Origin of the sequence: Nocardioides imazamoxiresistens (assembly GCF_032378595.1) — a bacterium.
Classification (GTDB): domain Bacteria; phylum Actinomycetota; class Actinomycetes; order Propionibacteriales; family Nocardioidaceae; genus Nocardioides; species Nocardioides imazamoxiresistens.
This window is the reverse complement of sequence record NZ_JAVYII010000011.1, coordinates 13,516-32,499: the sequence shown is the minus strand read 5'-3', so window position 1 is coordinate 32,499 and position 18,984 is coordinate 13,516. Positions and strand designations below refer to the sequence as shown.

General features: G+C 75.6%; 16 protein-coding genes. 10 read left to right on the top strand and 6 right to left on the bottom strand.

All coding sequences use genetic code 11. From position 1 onward, the window contains the following. Window positions 1–50: 50 nt before the first annotated feature. Complete coding sequence (locus RDV89_RS19490; RefSeq protein ID WP_315735860.1) at window positions 51–1,796, bottom strand: pilus assembly protein TadG-related protein; 1,746 nt, start codon at window positions 1,794–1,796, stop codon at window positions 51–53. Window positions 1,797–1,898: 102 nt separating this feature from the next. Here RDV89_RS19490 and ppc point away from each other — a divergent pair, with 102 nt between their 5' ends. Together ppc and RDV89_RS19480 are read left to right on the top strand one after the other, a co-directional pair. Further along, window positions 1,899–4,760, top strand: coding sequence for a phosphoenolpyruvate carboxylase (gene ppc / locus RDV89_RS19485; protein WP_315735858.1), 2,862 nt, complete (start codon window positions 1,899–1,901; stop codon window positions 4,758–4,760). Between the two features lie 46 nt (window positions 4,761–4,806). Further along, window positions 4,807–5,757, top strand: coding sequence for a serine/threonine-protein kinase (locus RDV89_RS19480; protein ID WP_315735856.1), 951 nt, complete (start codon window positions 4,807–4,809; stop codon window positions 5,755–5,757). A 32-nt stretch (window positions 5,758–5,789) separates the two neighbouring features. On the opposite strand, the gene RDV89_RS19475 is transcribed toward RDV89_RS19480, so the two are convergent. After that, the gene (locus RDV89_RS19475) at window positions 5,790–7,754 is read right to left on the bottom strand and encodes a VWA domain-containing protein (RefSeq protein ID WP_315735854.1); all 1,965 of its coding nucleotides are present in this window, start codon (window positions 7,752–7,754) and stop codon (window positions 5,790–5,792) included. Between the two features lie 78 nt (window positions 7,755–7,832). On the opposite strand from RDV89_RS19475, the gene RDV89_RS19470 reads away from it, so the two are divergent. The 4 genes from RDV89_RS19470 (at window position 7,833) to RDV89_RS19455 (ending at window position 11,592) form a co-directional block, all read left to right on the top strand. Further along, window positions 7,833–8,348: a helix-turn-helix domain-containing protein gene (locus RDV89_RS19470; RefSeq protein WP_315735853.1), complete on the top strand. Its 516-nt coding sequence runs from the start codon at window positions 7,833–7,835 to the stop codon at window positions 8,346–8,348. 140 nt (window positions 8,349–8,488) lie between these two features. Beyond that, a complete protein-coding gene (gene egtB, locus RDV89_RS19465; protein WP_315735851.1) occupies window positions 8,489–9,880 on the top strand; it encodes an ergothioneine biosynthesis protein EgtB in 1,392 nt (463 codons plus the stop codon). Further along, the gene (egtD, locus tag RDV89_RS19460; RefSeq protein WP_315735849.1) at window positions 9,877–10,836 is read left to right on the top strand and encodes an L-histidine N(alpha)-methyltransferase; all 960 of its coding nucleotides are present in this window, start codon (window positions 9,877–9,879) and stop codon (window positions 10,834–10,836) included. Before egtB ends, egtD begins: the two co-directional genes overlap by 4 nt. Before the next feature lie 42 nt (window positions 10,837–10,878). Continuing rightward, window positions 10,879–11,592 (top strand): enoyl-CoA hydratase, encoded by a 714-nt coding sequence (locus RDV89_RS19455; RefSeq protein WP_315735848.1) that lies wholly within the window; start codon window positions 10,879–10,881, stop codon window positions 11,590–11,592. Window positions 11,593–11,603: 11 nt separating this feature from the next. Here the strand turns inward: RDV89_RS19455 and menB are convergent, their stop codons facing one another. Beyond that, window positions 11,604–12,434, bottom strand: coding sequence for a 1,4-dihydroxy-2-naphthoyl-CoA synthase (gene menB, locus RDV89_RS19450; protein WP_315735846.1), 831 nt, complete (start codon window positions 12,432–12,434; stop codon window positions 11,604–11,606). Between the two features lie 69 nt (window positions 12,435–12,503). Between menB and RDV89_RS19445 the strand changes: the two genes are divergently transcribed. Beyond that, the gene (locus RDV89_RS19445) at window positions 12,504–12,890 is read left to right on the top strand and encodes a PPOX class F420-dependent oxidoreductase (RefSeq protein WP_315735844.1); all 387 of its coding nucleotides are present in this window, start codon (window positions 12,504–12,506) and stop codon (window positions 12,888–12,890) included. Between the two features lie 25 nt (window positions 12,891–12,915). Here RDV89_RS19445 and RDV89_RS19440 read toward each other — a convergent pair whose 3' ends face one another. Both RDV89_RS19440 and RDV89_RS19435 read right to left on the bottom strand, forming a co-directional pair. Then, window positions 12,916–14,157 (bottom strand): MFS transporter, encoded by a 1,242-nt coding sequence (locus tag RDV89_RS19440; protein ID WP_315735842.1) that lies wholly within the window; start codon window positions 14,155–14,157, stop codon window positions 12,916–12,918. Window positions 14,158–14,168: 11 nt separating this feature from the next. Beyond that, window positions 14,169–15,119: an ABC transporter substrate-binding protein gene (locus tag RDV89_RS19435; protein ID WP_315735840.1), complete on the bottom strand. Its 951-nt coding sequence runs from the start codon at window positions 15,117–15,119 to the stop codon at window positions 14,169–14,171. Between the two features lie 106 nt (window positions 15,120–15,225). On the opposite strand from RDV89_RS19435, the gene RDV89_RS19430 reads away from it, so the two are divergent. The 3 genes from RDV89_RS19430 to RDV89_RS19420 are packed head-to-tail and all read left to right on the top strand — an operon-like array spanning window position 15,226 to window position 18,019. After that, window positions 15,226–16,182 (top strand): FecCD family ABC transporter permease, encoded by a 957-nt coding sequence (locus RDV89_RS19430; protein ID WP_315735838.1) that lies wholly within the window; start codon window positions 15,226–15,228, stop codon window positions 16,180–16,182. Further along, entirely contained in the window at window positions 16,179–17,210 is a 1,032-nt protein-coding gene (locus RDV89_RS19425; RefSeq protein WP_315735836.1) for a FecCD family ABC transporter permease, read from the top strand. Before RDV89_RS19430 ends, RDV89_RS19425 begins: the two co-directional genes overlap by 4 nt. Continuing rightward, a complete protein-coding gene (locus RDV89_RS19420) occupies window positions 17,207–18,019 on the top strand; it encodes an ABC transporter ATP-binding protein (RefSeq protein WP_315735835.1) in 813 nt (270 codons plus the stop codon). Before RDV89_RS19425 ends, RDV89_RS19420 begins: the two co-directional genes overlap by 4 nt. A gap of 33 nt (window positions 18,020–18,052) precedes the next feature. On the opposite strand, the gene RDV89_RS19415 is transcribed toward RDV89_RS19420, so the two are convergent. Beyond that, on the bottom strand, window positions 18,053–18,964 hold the full coding sequence (locus tag RDV89_RS19415) for a hypothetical protein (protein ID WP_315735832.1): 912 nt from the start codon (window positions 18,962–18,964) through the stop codon (window positions 18,053–18,055). Window positions 18,965–18,984 lie beyond the last annotated feature (20 nt).

Here is an 18,984-nt window from a genome sequence, read left to right as displayed (position 1 = left end):
CACGACCCCGCGGGCCTCCGGGCCCGCGGGGTCGTCGTCGTTCCGGGCCCTCAGCCGCGCAGCGCCGGCGTCCCGCACTGCGGGCCGGGGCTGCTCGACAGCGCCACGCGGGAGCCGGCGACGTCGGTGCCGGTGAGCGCCAGGATCGGGTTCACGAGCGTGCTGACGATGCTGTTCGGGTTCGAGGCGTCGAAGTAGGCGCGCACCGCGCCCGTGACCGCCGAGTCGATCAGGCTGGCCTGCTGCGCGGTCGTGAGGCTCACGCCGGCGCCCAGCAGCCCGCCGAGGAGCGACAGGTGCGCCGAGGCGTTGGCGTACGTGCGGGTCGCCGCGCCGAGCGAGACGCCGGACGTGCCGGTCGGGTAGAAGGTGTCGTACGCCTGGGGCGGCACGGTGATCCGCACGTCGCTCACGCGGTGGCGGCTCAGCGTCGCCGTGACGCGCACGCCGGCGTTCACGTCGACCTGCACCCGCGTCAGCGACCCGAGCGCGCCGAGGGCCAGGTCGGCGACCAGCGTCGTGCGGACGTTGGTCTCGAGCGTGACGGTGGCCAGCCCGTTGGTGACGTCGAGGGACACGCCACGCGTGGACCCGCAGGTGACCGACTGCAGCACCGACTCGGTCGCCGCGGCCGACACGGTCACGTTGACGTTGTTCGGCTGGTGCACGGTCAGCGGCGAGGCCGAGCCGAGCAGGCCGGGGATCGCCGGCACCGACACGGTGGCGACGTTCGGGTTCAGCGTGGCGTTGACCGTGGCCGAGAGCTGCTCGGTGTCGGCGCTGCCCGCCGTCGAACCGGTCGATCCGGGCCGCCCGCAGAACTGCCGCGGGCCCTGCACGAGCTTGACCCGCACGCCGGTGTTGATGATCCCCGGCAGCAGGGTGCCCACGTAGGAGTCGATGAAGTTCGTCCCGTTGATCGCGAACAGCGACCCGGCGACGAGGTCGAGCAGGTTGAGGTTCGCACCCACGACGGCCGGCGAGCCGGACGAGATGCCGAGGATCCTGCCCACGTTCACCTGCTCGATCCGGTGCCGCGCCCACACCTCCAGCGCGTTGGCGACGTTGACGTGGGTCGGGTTCGCGCCGGCCGGCAGGGCCCGGGCGAGGGCCAGCGCGAAGGCCCCCGCGCGCACGGAGGTCGTCGCCAGCTCGTTGACCGTGCCGACGCCCAGCTCGGCGGCCAGGCGGTCGAGCGAGACCTGCGTGCCGACGAGACCGGTGTAGTCGAGCGCCGACAGGGTCGCGTTGGACTGCCCGATCCGGCGCAGCAGCGGGTTCAGCAGGGCGGAGCGGCCCGTCTGCACCATCGCGGCGTAGGAGCCGAGCTGGTAGCAGGCCGACGAGGTCGCGTTCGCGACCGCCGACCGGGCGGCGGCCCCGCGGCCGGGGGTGAAGGCGTACCGCACCGAGGAGCGGGCGTGGACCAGCACCGCGCTGGGCGCCGCGTCGTTGCGGCGGAAGGCGCCGGCCGTGGTGAGCTCGCCGAGCTCGTAGGTGACGACCGGGGCCTCGTCGCCCAGCAGCGCGGCGTTGCGCTCCAGCGCGGCGGTGACCTCGGCGTCGAGGCGGCCGCGCAGCGCGGGGGCGTCCCTGCCGTCGAGGTCGCGCACGAGGTCGAGGGCGACGACGTCGGCGAGCGCCTGGAGGTCCTGGCGCAGGACGCGCTGCATGCCGAGGTCGACCACGAAGGCGGTCGCCCCGAGCAGCACCGCGAGGAGCACGGCGACGAGGACCGCGACCGCTCCTCGCTGGTCGCGGCCCCCGTCGCGCGCTCGCCGTCGTGCCGGTGCCATGTGCGCCTCATCGGCGCGGGACGCGCCCGGTTGAGCAGATCCGTGCGCCCGGCCGGCGGACCCGTCACACGACCGACACGCGGACACGCCAGACTGGGCGCCATGACGACCGAGAGCCCCGCCGAGAGCCCGTCCGTCGCCGACCTCCTCGCCGCCGACCGGCGCGAGCCCGACGCCGCCCAGTTCGGCGGCGGCGTCACCTCGGTGCAGCAGCACACCGCGCTGCGCGCCTCGGTGCGCCGGCTGACGACCCTGCTGGGCGAGGCCCTCACCCGCCACGAGGGCGCCGAGCTGCTGGAGCTGGTGGAGCGGGTGCGCGGCCTGGCCCGCCAGCCCAGCGACGACGCGCTGGTCGCGACCCTCGACGAGGTGGACCCGGCACGGGCGGTCGTGCTCGCGCGCGCGTTCACGGCGTACTTCCAGCTCGCCAACACCGCCGAGCAGCTGCACCGCCTCGCCGAGCTCGAGGCCGGCGACGACGGCCCCCTCGCGGCGACCGTCGGGCGCGTCGCCGACGCGCTGGCCGACGGCAGCCTCGAGCGCGATGACCTGGAGCGGATCCTCGGGGCGGTGGAGTACCGCCCCGTCTTCACCGCGCACCCCACCGAGGCCTCGCGCCGCAGCGTGCTGCGGCTCCTGCGCAAGGTCGCCGAGGTGGCCGGGCGTCTCGACGAGCAGCAGCCGGCCGGGCGCCGGGCCCGCGACGAGCGGCGGCTGGCGGAGCTGGTCGACCTGCTGTGGCAGACCGACGAGCTGCGGGTCGTGAAGCCGGAGCCGATGGACGAGGCCCGCACGGCCGTCTACTACCTGCGCTCGATCGCGACCGAGGTCGTGCCCGAGCTGCTCGAGGAGCTGGACCGCCGGCTCGCCACCCTCGACGTCGCGCTGCCCGCCGACGCCCGGCCGCTGCGGTTCGGCACCTGGGCCGGCGGCGACCGCGACGGCAACCCCAACGTCACGCCCGCGGTCACCCTCGAGATCCTGCGGCTGCAGCACCTCGCCGGCCTCAACGAGCTGCACGCGATGGTCGGCGAGATCCTCACCGAGATGACCCCCAGCACCCGGGTCGTCGAGATCACCGACGAGCTGCGCGCCAGCCTCGAGGCCGACGCCGAGGCGCTGCCCGTGACCTGGGGCAACGTGCGCCGCCTGAACGCGGAGGAGCCCTACCGGGTCAAGCTCAGCTTCGTGCGCGTCAAGCTGCAGCTGACCCGGGAGCGGCTGCGCGCCGGCACCCCGCACGAGCCGGGCCGGCACTACCGCACCGTCGACGAGCTCGTCGCCGACCTGTCGGTGGCCCGCGACTCGCTGCTGGCCGGCGGCGACACCCTGCTGGGCGACGGCGCGATCCTGCGCCTGCTGCGCACGGCGGTCGCCTTCGGCACCGGCCTCGCGACGATGGACGTGCGCGAGCACTCGGGCAAGGCGCACGCGGCCCTGGCGGAGCTCTACGACCGGCTCGGCGAGACCGGCGCCGACGGTGTCGCGTACGCCGACCTCGACCGCGCCGGCCGCATCGCCGTGCTGGAGCGCGAGATGGCCTCGCCCCGGCCGCTGACCGGCGCCCACGCCACCCACCTCGGCGACCTGGGCGAGGCGGCCACCGCCTCGCTCGACCTGGTGCGCACGATCCGCGAGGCGCTCGACGAGCACGGCGACGGGGTGGTGGAGACCTACATCGTCTCGATGACCCACGACGTCGACGACCTGTACGCCGTGGTCGTGCTCGCCCGGGAGGTCGGCCTGGTCGACCTCGGCGCGGAGACCCGGCCCGCGACCGCGCGGATCGGCTTCGCGCCGCTGTTCGAGACCGTCGCCGAGCTCGAGGCCGCGGGTCCCCTGCTGGAGGCGCTGCTGTCCGAGCCCTCCTACCGACGTCTCGTCGCCGCGCGCGGCGACGTGCAGGAGATCATGCTCGGCTACTCCGACTCCTCGAAGGACGCCGGCATCGCGGCCTCGCAGTGGCAGATCCACCGCGCACAGCGGGCGCTGCGCGACATCGCGGCCCGCCACGGCGTCGCGCTGCGGCTCTTCCACGGCCGCGGCGGCTCCGTCGGGCGCGGCGGCGGCCCGACCGCCGAGGCGATCATGAGCCAGCCCTACGGGTCGCTGACAGGGCCGATCAAGATCACCGAGCAGGGCGAGGTCATCTCCGACAAGTACGGCCTGCCGGGCCTCGGGCGCCGCAACCTCGAGGGCGCGCTCGCCGCGGTCGTCGAGGCGTCGGTGCTGCACCGCCGCTCGCTGCTGCCGAGCGACGTCCTCGAGGGGTGGAACGCGACGATGGACGTCGTCGCGGCGGCCGGGCAGACGGCGTACCGCGCCCTGGTCCGCGACCCCGCCCTCGTGCCGTTCTTCGTCTCCGCGACCCCGGTCGACGAGCTGGGCCGGATGAACATCGGCTCGCGCCCCGCCAAGCGGCCCGGCGGCGCCGGCGGCCTGGACGACCTGCGCGCGATCCCCTGGGTGTTCGGGTGGACGCAGTCGCGGATCATCCTGCCGGGCTGGTACGGCGTCGGCTCGGGCCTCGCGGCCGCCCTCGAGGACGGGCGCGGGGAGACGCTGCGCGAGATGTACGGCTCGTGGGCGTTCTTCCGCACCTTCCTGTCGAACGTGCAGATGACGCTGGCGAAGACCGACCTCGACATCGCCGAGGCGTACGTCGAGGCGCTCGTGCCGGCCGAGCACCGGGGGCTGTTCGGCAGCATCCGCGAGGAGCACGCGCGCACCGTCGAGCACGTCCTCGACGTGACCGGGCAGGCGGCGCTGCTGGAGGGCGCCCCCGTGCTCAACCGCACCCTGGCGCTGCGCGACACCTACCTCGCGCCGCTGCACGCCCTGCAGGTGGCGCTGCTGCGCCGCGTGCGCGACCTGCCCGAGGGCACCGAGGCCGACCCCGACGTCCAGCGCGCCCTGCTGCTGACGATCAACGGCATCGCCGCCGGGCTGCGCAACACGGGCTGAGCCGGGACGGGCGATCGGGGCGCGGGCGTGACCTAGGGTCGGCGACGTGTCGCACGACGCGGAGCACCTCGAGCTGGTCGAGCTCGTCGGAGCGGGCGGGCACGGCGAGGTCTGGGTCGTGCGCGACCGTCGGGACGCGCGCCTGTGGGCGGGCAAGCTGCTGCGACGCGACGCCGAGGCGACGGGCCACCTCCGACTGCTGCGGGAGGCCCGGGCGCGGATCGCGCACCCCCACGTCGCCGCGCCCGTCGGTTCGGCCGTGCTCGGCGGGAGGACCCTCGTGCTGCTGCCGCTGGTGCGCGGCGGCTCCGTGGCGGACCTCGTCGGCGACTTCGCGCCGCTGCCCGCGTCGTGGGTCGGGTGGATCGTGGCGCAGGCGGCCGACGGCCTGGCCGCGGTGCACGAGGCGGGGTGGGTGCATCGCGACGTCACACCCGCCAACATCCTGCTGGCTCCCACCGGCACGGGCCGCCCGCATGCCTACCTCGCCGACCTCGGCCTCGCGCTGCGCGCCGAGGACACGCGGTTCACCCGGGCCTCCGCGGTGGTCGGGACGCCCGGGTACGTGGCCCCCGAGGTGCGGGCCGGCGCCGACGCCGACGCGCGGTCCGACGTCTGGGCGCTCGCCGCCACCGGCCTGGAGATGCTCACCGGCGTCCCGCCGCCGGCCGCGTTCGCCGAGGCGCGCGACCTGCCGCACCGCAGCCCCGAGGCCGCGCTCGCTGCGGTGCTCCTCGCGGCTGCGGACCCCGACCCGGCCCGGAGGACGGCGGACGCGGCGGAGCTCGCCGCACGGGTCCGCGCGATCGGTCTCGCAGCCCCGGGAGGCGCCGAGGAGGGTCCCGAGGTGTTCGAGCACGTCGCGCTGCCGGAGCCGGAGCCGGTCCCGGGGCCCCGACCGGCGCGACCACCGGGGGCCGCCACCGGTCCGCTGCTCGTGCTGTTCGGCGTCGCCCTGATCGTCGTCGCCACGGCGCTGCTCGCCGTCGCGCTGTGACGACGGACGACGCGGCGCGCCCGTCGGCCCCGTCAGCCCCGGCGTCGCCTGAGCACGAGGAACCCGGCGACGACGCAGACGAGGCCCGCGGCGCCGAGCCCGGCCGACACCAGCACGGCGACGGGCGCGCCGCCCGACGTACCGTCCTCGGCCGCGTCCCGGTCCTCCCCGGGCCCCTCGGTGTCGTCGGCCTCCCCGGAGCCCTCGGCGTCCTTCTCGGCCTGCTCCACGGTCCCGGGCCCGTCGAGACCCAGCACCTCCTGACCGTCCGGGTACGTCGGCTGCCCGGCGGGCTCGCCGACGACCTCGAGGCTCAGCTCGTAGGGCTGCTCGACCCCCACGTCGGCCGCGTCGACCGCGTAGACGACGTAGTACCAGCCCGCGAGGCCCTCCGCGTCCAGCGACCCGGTCCGGTTGCGGTAGGTGACGGCCGCCGTGGCGGTCGTGAGCTCCTCACCGGCGTCCGACGTGGCCCGGCCGCTCGCGCTCGCGGCCGACGGCGTCGTCAGGTGCCCGCCGAGCGGGTTGTAGAGCTGCACGTCCGCGGGGCGGTAGCCGCCCCCGAGCGCTTGGCGCGCCGCCTCGGTCTGGGGCGGCACGCTCACCCCGACCTGGAGGCTCTGGCCGGCCTCGAGCCGCACGCGGTAGACGTGCGTCTCGCCCGGGACGACGCTCGCCGCGTAGGTCCCCGTCGTCGTCTCGGCGGCGCTGGCGAACGAGTAGCCCGGGGTGATCGGCGTGGCGTCGCCGGGCAGGGGCGCGCTGACCTCGGCGTCGAAGGCGGACGTGCGCTCGGGCAGCTCGTCGAGGTTCTCCGCCGGCGGCTCCTCCACGACCTGCAGGCGGTAGGGCGCGATGCCGTCGGTGAGGGTGCTGAAGTCCCGCTCGACGCGGATCCACACGGCGTCGCCCGAGCACTCCTCGGGGTTGAACCGGCTCAGCGGGCCCGCGCTGGCACCGGCGGCGACGATCCGCGCGGTGTTGAGCTGCTTGAGGTCGCTGCCGCTCCCGCAGGACAGGTCGGGCCCGCCGAGCGTCTCGACGACCACGCGGTCGGCGGCGTCGTCGGTGGTGCCGAGGGTCGCGGCGGCGACGTGGACGGTCGAGTCCGGGTAGGTCCGCTCGTAGCGGAACCAGCGGTCCGCGTCGGCGCTGATCTCGTCGACCCAGACGCCCGCGCCCACGTCGGTCGCCTCCTCCAGGCTCGGACCGCCCTCGATCGGCGTGCCGTCGAGCGCGAACGGGTTCAGCGCCCGCTCGGTCGCCCCCCGGATCCCCTCGGCGATCTCGCCGGCGTCCGCGGCGTCGACGTACGTGCCGCCGGCCGCTGCCGCGACGCAGCGCAGCTGCGCACGGGCGTCGCCGTCCACGTCGAGGCCGACGACGTCGACGCGGAGGTCCACCCCGCTCTCGGCGATCTGACCGGCCACCGTGCACGGGTCGGGGTCGCAGGTCGCCTCTCCGTCGGAGACCAGCACGATCGAGCGCTCGCCCTCGGGGCCGAGGTCGGCCGCGGCCTGCTGGAGGGCGTACGCGATCGGCGTCTCGCCGAGGGGCTCGTACGCCGCGACGGCGGCCCGCAGGTCGTCGCGGTTCCCGGTGCCCACCGGGACCACGAGCTGGGAGTCCTCGCAGGCACCGTCGCCGGTGTCGACGGTCGCGCCGTAGACCCGGAGGCCGACCTCGGCGTCGTCGGGCAGTCCGTTGACCACGTCGGTGACGGCCGCGCGGGCCGCCTCGATCCGGGTGGAGCCGTCCGGTGTCGGCTCGGCCATGGAGCCCGAGGCGTCCAGGACGAGGACGGTGCGGGCCGGGTCGTCGTCCGGGTCCGCGACGGCCGGGCTCGGGGCGGCCGGCGCCGCGGCGGCGGACGTCGAGGCGGGCAGGAGCGCGACGCCCGGGCTCAGCAGCAGGGCCAGCAGCACGGCCAGCGGGCCGGACGCCACGGTGGTGGCGGCGGTGGCGGTGGGGCGGGAGCGGTGCTCGTCGATGGTCATGGGGACCTCCTTCGAGGCCCGGCTTTCCCGCGTGTTCGCAATCGCAAACACATCATTCCCCTTTGCTATCGTCGCCGCATGACCGGCCCACGGACGACCCTCGAGGAGCAGGCGCGGCTCTACGGGGGCACGGTAGGCGACTCGGTGCGCCGCGTGACGACCGTCCTCCGGCTCAGCCAGGCCGGCGTCGCCCGCACCCTCGGCGTGAGCGCGCCGATGCTCTCGCAGGTCGTGAACGGGCACCGCGTGAAGTTCGGCAACCCGCTCGCCGTGCAGCGCCTGCGCTCCCTGCTCGCGCTGGCCGACGAGGTCGAGCGGGGTCTGCCGTTCGAGGAGGTCGCCGCCCGGGTCGAGCTCGTGGCGCGCGAGGACTCGACGACGCTGAGCCGCCCGGAGGACGCCCCCGACCCCGCCGTGGTCGCCGGCGCGGTCGCCGGTCTGCTCCGCGCCGTCGCCTCGGGTCGCCAACTGGCTGCGGCCGCCGACGCCGTCGCGGCGCAGGCGCCCGACCTCGCGGAGGTGCTCCGGGTCTACGGGCTCGGCGGCCCCGACGAGCAGCGCGCCCACCTCGAGCGGGTCGCGCACCTGCTCTGAGCGGCCCCTCGCGGCCCATCGCGGAACCGCGTGCGCCGCCGGAGCGCATCCCCGCTGTTCACCCCGACGGGGGTCGACGCCCCTTGGTCCGCGGGGGCAGGCTGGGGCACGGCACCAGCCCTCGGCGAAAGGACGCGGCCATGTCCGCCACTCAGTCCGACCAGTCCCCCGCAGACCAGTTCGCAGCCCAGACCGACCAGGCCCTCGCGGAGACCTACGGCGACCGCGACGGGCTGGTCGCGGCGTACGACGCCGTCCGGGCGCACACCGAGACCCTCGCGGCGCCCCTGTCTCCGGAGGACCAGACCGTGCAGTCGATGCCGGACGTCTCGCCGACGAAGTGGCACCGCGCGCACGTCACGTGGTTCTTCGAGACGTTCCTGCTCAGTGACAACGAGCCCGGCTTCGCGCCGTTCCAGGACCGCTACTGGTTCCTCTTCAACAGCTACTACGAGACGCTCGGTCCCCGCTACGCCCGGCCCGACCGCGGCCTCATCACCCGGCCGGGGGCGCACGAGGTCGGCGACTACCGCGGCAACGTGGACGGCCGGGTGCGCGACCTGCTGACGCGCGCCGACGAGGAGACCCTGCGCCGCGTCCTGCCGACCGTCGAGCTCGGCTTCCACCACGAGCAGCAGCACCAGGAGCTGCTCCTGATGGACATCAAGCACGTGCTCTCGCGCAACCCGTTGGAGCCGGTGTACGCCGGGCGGCCCGCCGCCCTGCTCGGCTCGACGACGCCGGGCCCGCTCGAGCACGCCGACCCCGGCCCGATGGGCTGGGTCGACGTCGAGGGCGGCCTCGTCGAGGTCGGGCACGAGGGCGGCGGCTTCTGCTTCGACAACGAGCTCCCGCGGCACCGGACGTGGCTCGAGCCGTACCGCCTCGCCGACCGCCTCGTCACCAACGGCGAGTGGCTCGAGTTCATGCGCGACGGCGGCTACGAGCGCCACGGCCTGTGGCTCTCCGACGGCTGGGGCCGCGTCAAGGCGGACGGCTGGCGGGCGCCGTTCTACTGGACCGAGCGCGACGGCGAGTGGTTCGAGCACACGCTGCACGGCACCTGGCCCGTGGACCCGACGCTCCCGGTCGCGCACGTCAGCTTCTACGAGGCCGACGCGTACGCGACGTGGGCCGGGCGCCGGCTGCCCAGCGAGGCCGAGTGGGAGCACGCGGTCGTCGTCGACGGACAGGGCGAGCGCGTCAGCGGCAACCTGGCGGACACCACGACCTGGCACCCGCGGCCCGCCGCGCCGGCCGTCCCGGGCGGGCCCCGCCTGCGGCAGGTGCACGGCGACTGCTGGGAGTGGACCTCGTCGGCCTACCACGCGTACCCCGGCTTCCACCCGCCCGAGGGCGCGATCGGCGAGTACAACGGCAAGTTCATGTCGAGCCAGATGGTGCTGCGCGGCGGCTGTGCGCTGACCCCGCCAGGCCACGCGCGCACGACGTACCGCAACTTCTTCCCGCACTCCGCCCGCTGGGCGCTCTCGGGCGTGCGCCTCGCGGACGGCGGGGAGCCGCGCCGGTGAGCACGACGACGCGCGAGCTCGTGGCGGACGTGCGCCGCGGTCTCGGCTCGCGGCCGCTGCGGCTGCCGCCGAAGTGGCTCTACGACGACGCGGGCTCCGAGCTGTTCGACGCGATCACGCGGCTGGAGGAGTACTACCCGACCGAGGCCGAGCGGGCCGTGCTCGCGGCGCACGCGGACGAGATCGCGGACGTCTGCGACGCGGCGACGCTGGTCGAGCTCGGGTCCGGCACCAGCGACAAGACGCGGCTGCTGCTCGACGCGTTCACGGACGCCGGCCGTCGGCACGGTCCGCTGCGCTCGTTCGTGCCGCTCGACGTGGCCGAGGCGACCCTCGCCGACGCCGCCGAGCGGATCGCGGCGCGCCACCCCGGCCTCGCGGTGACCCCGGTCGTCGGCGACTTCACCCTCGACCTCGGGCGCCTGCCGCGCGGCGAGGCGACCGGCACCCGCCTCGTCGCCTTCCTCGGCTCCACGATCGGCAACCTGTACGCCGAGGAGCGGCGTGCGTTCCTCGGCGCGCTCGCCGACGTCCTCGAGCCCGGCGAGTGGCTGCTGCTCGGGACCGACCTGGTCAAGCCCGTCGAGCGGCTCGTCGCGGCCTACGACGACTCCTCCGGCGTCACCGAGCGCTTCGTGCTCAACACCCTGCGCGTCCTCAACCGCGAGCTCGACGCCGACTTCGACCTCGAGGCGTTCGCGTACGCCCCGCTGTGGGACCACCGCCTGCAGCGGATGGACCTGCGGCTGCGCTCGGAGCGACCGCAGCGGGTGACCATCCCCGGCGCCGACCTCGTGCTGGACCTCGGCGCGGGCGAGGAGATCCAGGTCGAGATCTCCACGAAGTTCCGCCTCGACGGCGTCGCCGCGGACCTCGCGGAGGCGGGGCTCGAGGCGGTGCGCACGTGGACCGACGCGCCCGGCGACTTCGGCGTCACCCTCGCGCGGCGCCGCTGACCTCCCGACGGCGCTCGGGACCGCTCCCCCTACGCTGCGGACATGCTCGACTCGACCCGCGACGGCGCCGTCTCCCTCCTCACCCTGCAGCGTCCCGAGCGACGCAACGCGCTCGACACCGACCTGTGCCGGGCGTTGTGGGCGGCGGCGCAGGAGGAGGTCGCCGCCGGCGCGCGCGTGCTCGTGATCACGGGCGGCGGGACGGCGTTCTGCTCGGGCGCCGACCTCGACGGGGTCTACGGCGACGAGTTCCGCGAGGCGCACTACGCGCTGCTGCACGGGCTCGCCGCGCTGCCGCTGCCCGTCGTCGGCGCGGTCAACGGGCCGGCGATCGGCGCGGGCACGCAGCTCGCCCTCGCCTGCGACCTGCGCGTCGCCGACGAGCGCGCCACGTTCGGCGTGCCGACGCCGCGCAACGGCATGGCCGTGGACGCCTGGACGATCCGCACCCTGCAGACCGTGGCCGGCGGGGGGCTCGCGCGCCGGCTGCTCATCGCCGCCGAGATCGTCGACCGCGACGTCGCCCTCCAGCACGGCCTCGCCGACCGCCCGGGCACGCTCGACGACGCCCTCGCCTGGGCCCACGAGCTCGCGACCCTGGCGCCGCTCTCGCTCGCGCACAACAAGCTGGTCCTCAACGGTGCGGACGACGCGGCGGCCGAGGCCACCTTCGCCGCCTGCTGGGCGAGCGACGACGCCCGCGAGGCGCTCGCGGCGCGCGCGGAGAGGCGTACGCCCGTCTTCCGCGGCGCCTGAGCGCGCCCGCGTCAGGCGCGACGCGGGAACTGGGTGAAGTCGGGCTTGCGCTTGGCCTTGAACGCCTCGCGGCCCTCCTGCGCCTCGGCCTGGCCGTAGAAGAGCAGGTTGGCGTCGTGGGCGAGCTGCTGGATGCCCGCGTACCCGTCCTCGTGGGCGTGGAACGACAGCTTGGACAGGCGCAGCGCCCACGGCGAGAGCTCGAGCATCTCGCGACACCACCTCACGGCCTCCGCCTCGAGCTCCTCGAGCGGCACGACGGTGTTGATGAGGCCCATCTCGAGGGCGGTGGCGGCGTCGTACTGCCGGCACAGGAACCAGATCTCCTTGGCCTTCTTCGGCCCGACGAGGTCGGCGAGGATGCTGGCGCCGTAGCCACCGTCGAACGAGCCGACCTTCGGGCCGACCTGGCCGAAGCGCGCGTTGTCGGCCGCGATGGTGAGATCGCAGACGAGGTGCAGGACGTGGCCGCCGCCGATGGCCCAGCCGGCGACCGCCGCGACGATCGGCTTGGGGCAGCGACGCATCTGCACGTGCAGGTCGGTGACGTGGAAGCGGCCGGTCGCCGCCTCGTCGGTCTTGTAGCCCGAGTCGCCGCGCACCCGCTGGTCGCCGCCGGAGCAGAACGCCTTGCCGCCCTCGCCGGTGAGGATGATCGCGCCGACGCCCTCGTCCTCGCGGGCCACGTCGAGGGCGTGCGAGATCTCGATGAGCGTCTGCGGGCGGAACGCGTTGTGCACCTCGGGGCGGTTGATCGAGATCTTGGCGATCCCGTCCTCCGTCGTCGCGTAGATGATGTCGCTGTAGTCGCCCGAGGGGGTCCAGGTCGTCACGTCGCTCATGGACGTCATTGTGACCCCGGGCCGAGCGCGTCCTGGTCCGGGCCCCGCGGCGGACGTACTTTCACCCCTATGACCTCTCTCCCGGACCGCGCCCGCGAGCTGCTCGACGCGCACTCCTTCGTCACGCTCGCCACCCTCAACGCCGACGGCAGCCCCCAGGCCACCATCCTGTGGGCCGCGCGCGACGGCGACACCGTCCTCCTCTCGACGCTCCAGGGCCGCCAGAAGGAGCGCAACCTGCAGCGCGACCCGCGCGTCAGCCTCGTCATCCACGACGCCGAGAACCCGTACACGTTCGTCGAGGTGCGCGGCTCCGTGACGATCACGACCGACGGCGGTCCCGAGCTCATCCAGACGCTGTCGCAGGCCTACACCGGCGGTCCCTACACCGCCGACGGCCCCGACGACGTGCGCGTGGTGCTGCGGCTCGAGGCCGACAAGGTCGTCGTGCGCTGACGGCGTACGCCTCCTCGGTCCCGGGTCAGGCGGCCGGGGTGAGGGCGGCGAGCCGCCCGAACCTCGGTACGCCCGCCGCCACCGCGCCGCACAGGCCCACGACGAGCGCGAGGGCCGCGGCGCGCAGGGCCCACTCCACGCCGGCGGCGCCGGCGAGGACGCCACCGAGCGCGGCGCCCAGGGGGCTGCCGCCCCACGCGATCATCCGCGCGGTCGTGTTGACCCGCGACTGCAGGGCGTCCGGCGTGACGACCTGGCGCACGACGATGCCGTTGACGATGATCGTCGTCGACGCGAGGTGGAAGAGGCCCAGCCCGACGAGCGCGACCACCAGGCCGCCGCTGCCGGCCACGAGGAGCAGGGCGGCCGTGCCGAGCGCGAACCCGGCCGTCGTGATGGCCCCGACGCCGACCCGGGCCTGCAGCCGGGGCAGGGCGAGGCTGGCGGCGAAGGTGCCGACGGCGCCGGCCGCGTACAGCCAGCCGATCCGCGGGCTCTGGGCCGTCAGGCCCACCAGCTCCACCCCGACCACGACGACCAGCCCCGCGACCGCGCCGCCCGCGAGGCTGCAGCCGATCCCCACGAACGTGAACGCGCGGACGACGGGCTGGCGGACCAGGTAGCGCAGCCCCTCGACCATGTCGGTACGCAGGGTCGCGCCGGCCGTGCGTACGCCCCGTTCCTCGCTGCCCGGCCACCGCAGCCGCGCCACGACCGCGGCGGCGACGACGTGGCAGGCGGCGTCGACGCCGATCACGAGAGCCGCGGGCAGGACCGCGACGAGCACCCCCGCCACCAGCGGGCCGACCACGCTGATCGCCGTGCCGACCGTGACGAGCGTGGAGGTCGCCGACGCGACCCGCGCCCGGCCGACCATCTGCGGCACCACCCCGAACGCCGCCGCGTCGGCGAAGACGAACAGCGCGGCGACGGCGAGCCCGACGACGAGGAGGTGGGGGTACGTCAGCGCCCCCGCCACCTCGGCGAGCGGGATCGTCGCCAGCAGCAGGCCGGCGCCGAGACCGGCCCCGACGAGGACGCGCCTTCGGTTCCACCGGTCGACCAGGGCTCCGGCGGGCAGGCCGAGCAGGAGGTACGGCGCGGTCTCGGCCGCCGCCATCAGCGCCGTCAACGTCGCGCTGCCGGTGAGCCGGTAGACGAGCACCGGCAGCGCGACCAGGGTGAGTGCGTTGCCCGCCATCGCCACCGCACGGGAGGCGAGGTAGCGGCGGTAGACCCCGACGGCGAGGGCCGAGCGATCGTCCACGACGTCGTCGCTCAGGCGTGGAGCCCGAGCTCCTCCTCGACCGTGTCGAGCACGATGCCCAGCGAGATGGTGCCGCGACCGGTCGCCCACACCGACGCCTCGACCTCGACGACCCGGTCGTCCTGGGCGGCCCGCAGCGCGGCCCACTGCGGGTCGGTCGCGAGCCGCTCGGCCAGCGGCTCGGTGTCGCTCGACGCCGAGAACGCCTGGACGAAGACGACGTCGGGGTCGAGCGCGGCGATCTGCTCGACGGCGATCGCCGCGAACGGGTCGTCGACGCCCCCGCCGTCCCAGGGGTACTCGCCCACCTCGGCCAGCAGCGAGCCCACCGGGGTGGCCACGGTGTCGACGCCGAGGCTGCCGGGCTCGCCGTACATCGAGAGGGTGACCAGGTCCGTGCGGTGCTCGGCGAGGTGCTCGACGCGCTCGGTGAACGCGTCGGCGGCCTCGTCGGCCACCTCCTCCGTGCCCGTCAGGTCGCCGACCAGCCGCAGGAAGTCGACCGACTCCTGCCACGACGTCGGCTCCACCAGGAGCAGCGGCGCGGCCTCCTCGACGGCGTCGCGCAGGCCGTCCTGCGCCCCGGCCAGCCCGATCACCAGGTCGGGGGCGGCCAGCACGACGTCCTCGACGTTCTCCTCGCCGAAGCCACCGGTGATCTCGCGCATGTCCGCGTCCGGCCCGGCGTAGCGCTCGTCGAGCGCGAGCGGCTCGCGGTAGGCGACCGGCGTGATCCCGACCTCGGTCAGGGCGTCGACGCAGATCATCGTCAGGCACGCGATCCGGTCGACCGGGCCGTCGAGCGTGATCTCGACGCCGGTGTCGTCGGTGACGGTGATGGCGCCGGAGGACCCGGACTCCCCGGAACCCCCCGACGCCTCGGAACCGCAGGCGGCGAGCGACGCGGCGAGAGCGGCGACGACGACGGCCGAGGCGACGCGACCCGGTGCTGACTTGCGCATGACTTCTCCCTTGCTGGACGATGGCCGACAAATGATAATGGTTCTCACCCGCACTCGACGGCCGGGTCCCGGTCCTGCCCCGACGACGCCGGCTCGCACCCGCGCCGTGCCCGTCGTCGTGGCCGGCTTCCTCGGCGTCGTCGCCCTGCTCGTGGCCGCGGTCTGCCTCGGCGAGCCGCGCCTGTCCCCTGCCGCGGCGCTGCGGGCGCTCACCGACGCCGACCACCCGGCGTACGTCGCGCTCACCCAGGCCCGGCTGCCGCGCGCCGTCCTGGGCCTGCTGGCCGGCGCCGCGCTCGGACTCTCCGGCCTGCTGCTGCAGGACGTGCTGCGCAACGAGGTGGCGGGCCCCGAGCTGCTCGGCGTCTCCGCGGGCGCCGCCGTGGTCACCGCGACGGTGGTGGTGCTGGGGCTGGCCGTGCCGCTGGCGGCGCTGCCGTACCTCGCCCTCCTCGGAGCCCTCGTGGCTGGCGCGCTCGTGCTCGCGGCCATCGGCGGCACCCGCGACCCCGCGCACGTCGTGCTCGTCGGGGCGGCCGTCGCGGCCGCCTGCTCCGGCCTGGTGGTCGCTGTCGTCGGCCTCGGCACGGAGGGCAACGTGGTCGTCCTGTTCCGCTACCTGCTCGGCAGCCTCGGCGCCCGGGGCTGGGCGCACGTCGAGGTCGTGGCGCCGTGGGTGCTCGTGGCCACCGTCGTCGCGGTCGTGCTGCGGCGCCGGGTGGCGGCGCTGGCGCTGGGCGACGAGGTCGCTACGGGGCTGGGCGTGCCGGTCGTCCGCACCCGGCTGCTCGCCCTGCTGGTCGCCGCGGTGCTGGCGGCCGCGGTCGCCAGCGTGTGCGGACCGATCGCGTACGTCGCGCTGCTCGCCCCGCACGTGGCCCGCCGCCTGGTCGGGAGCACCGGCACCGGCCGGGTGCTGCTGCCGACGCTGCTGGTGGGCGCTGCGCTGCTGATGGCGGCCGACCTGGTCGCGCGTCTGGTCCTCTACCCGGTCGAGGTCCCCGTCGGCGTCGCCACGACGCTGGTCGGCGTGCCCGCGCTGCTGTGGGCGCTGCGCCGGTGAGCGCCGTGCGGCCCGCGCCCGCCCGGACCGTCGGGCCCGTCCGCGGGGTCGTGGGGGTCGTCGGCCTCCTCGTGGCGACGGCGCTCGTGGTGCTCGCCCTCGTCGCCGCGCACCTGTTCGTGGGTCGCTCCGAGCTGTCGGCGGGCGACGTCGCCTCGGTGCTGGTGGGGCGGCCGCGGCAGGAGGCGTACGAGATCATCGTGCTCCGCCTGCGCCTGCCCCGGGTGCTGGTGGGGCTGGGCGCGGGGGCCCTGCTGGCGGTCTCGGGCGTGCTGGTGCAGGCGGTGGTACGCAACCCGCTCGCCGAGCCCGCGACCACCGGGGTCGGCTCCGGCGCGGCCTTCGCGGTCGTGCTGTCGCTGCTGGTCGCGCCCGGTCACGACCTCGTGCCCCTCGCCGCGCTCGTCGGCGCGGTGGCCGCCGGCGCCGTGCTCCTCCTGGTCGGGCGTCGCTCGCTGGCGCTGACCGGCATCCTCGTCGGCGCCGTCTTCGCCGCGCTGACCTCGTTCGCGCTGGTGGTCGACTCCGCGCCGATGGGCACGGTGCTGCGCTGGCTCGTCGGCTCGCTCAACGCCCGCACCACCGGCGACTGGCAGGCCCTGTGGCCGTGGCTCGCGCTCGTCCCGGTGGCGTGGCTGCTGGCCTCGACGACGAACGCCTGGGCGCTGGGCGCGCCGACCGCGGTGGGCCTGGGCGTACGCCCGCGCCTCACCCCCGCGGTCGTGCTCGGCGTCGCGGTGCTCGCGGCGGCTGCCGCCATCACCGCGGCCGGCGCGGTCGCCTTCGTCGGCCTGGTCGCGCCGCACGTGGCCCGCCTGCTCGTCGGGCCCGACCACCGCCGGCTCGTGCCGGTCGCCGCGGTGCTCGGCGCGGTGCTCCTGTCCGCCGCCGACCTGGTCGCGTTCAGCGTCTCCGTGCAGCTGCCGGGCACCGGGCCGGACGTCTCGGGCGTGCCCGTCGGCGCCGTCACCGCGCTCGTCGGCGCTCCCCTGCTCGTCCACCTCGTCCGGAAGGGAGCGGCCCGATGAGCCGTCCGTCCCGCGTCGCCGCTCCCGCCCCCGCCGCCGCGCCCGTCCTGGCCGCCGACGGCGTGACGGTGGGCTACCGCGACCGCACCATCCTCGAGGGGCTGTCGCTGCCCGTCGAGGCGGGCACGATCACCGCGCTCGTCGGCCCCAACGGGTCGGGCAAGTCGACCCTGCTCGGCGCGCTGGCGCGGGTGCTGCGACCCCGCCGCGGCGCAGTGCTGCTCGACGGCGCTTCGCTGGCCGAGCTCGGCTCGCGGCAGGTCGCACGCCGCCTCGCCCTGCTGCCGCAGAGCGCGACCGTGCCCGCCGGGGCGACGGCGTGGGAGGTGGTCGAGCAGGGCCGCTTCCCGCAGCGCGGGGCGTGGTCGATGCTGCGTCGCGCCGACGACCCCGTCGTCGCGCAGGCGCTCGCCGTCACCGGGATCGAGCACCTCGCCCACCGGCGCGTCGCGGAGCTGTCCGGCGGCGAGCGGCAGCGCGTGTGGATCGCGATGGCGGTGGCGCAGCAGACCGACCTGCTCCTGCTCGACGAACCCACGACGTTCCTCGACGTGCGCCACCAGCTCGACCTGATGCGCCTGGTCGGCACGTTGCGGGAGCGGGGCGTGACGATCGTGATGGTGCTGCACGACCTCAACCAGGCGGCCCGGTACGCCGACCGCGTCGTCGCCCTGCGCGACGGCGCGGTCGTCGCCGACGGCGCGCCCGCCGACGTCGTGACGCCCGCGCTGCTGGCCGACGTGTTCGGCATCGACGCCGTGGTGACGCCCGACCCCGTCAGCGGCCGGCCGCACTTCCACGCGCGGTGAGGACGGCGCCTCCGGGGGCCGGGCCGCCCGGGCTCAGCCCTGGACCCAGGCGCGGAGGACCTTCTTCTTCGCCGGCGAGATCAGGCGACCGGGCGAGCCGGCGACCCGCACGGCGGACCGGTCGAAGGTCAGCTCGGGATGGGCCGCCTCGAGGTCGGCGAGCACGCGGGGGAGGTCGCCGGGCTCGAGCGCCGGCGCGATCTCGCCGGCGATCGTCTTGCGCTCGTAGGTGCCGTACGGAGGCTGCCGCGGCCAGTCGCGGCCCAGCATCGAGGTGTTGAAGAAGCCGAGGCGCACGTGCCACTCCCCGGCGCCCGCGGGGTCGTGCTCGGTGGAGGTGTACACGGTGACGTCGGAGTCCTCCTCGCCGTGCAGCAGCCCCGGAACGGTGATGGCGATGCTCCACCACGTGCTCGGCAGGTCGAGCCCGACCGAGACGGCCCAGACCTGCTGGAGCGTGGGTGGCTCCTGGGCGAGGCGGGCGTCGGCCGCGGCCCGGAGCGGGGCACCCGCCTCGACGTCGGAGTAGAGCCCGGTGAAGTACTGGACGTGCTCGGCCTGCTTCGGGTTCATCTGCGGCACGAGCGCCTCGAGCTCGGCGAGCGGCCCGCGCGCCGCGGCCTCGAGCTCGGGCGACGCGGCTGCGGCGAGCAGGGCGGCCAAGGCGTACGCCCCCTCGCGGAAGTCGCCGTCGGACATCAGCAGGACGGTCTCCCCGCCGATCTCGCGCCGACGCAGGTCGACCAGCGCCGCGCCCACGGCCGCGACGACGGCCGGCGTGAGGAGCTTCGCGATGCGGTCGGCTTCCCTGCGCGTGCCGGGCCCGCGGCTGTAGCCCGCGAACTTCTTCGACGCCTTCGTCAGCTCGGCGGCCTCGGTCGGCTGCTCGGCGGACATCTCGGCGGCGCGGGCGGTCAGGCGGTCGCTGATCGGGTGCATGCTCACGGGGTCAGGGGTCTCCACCG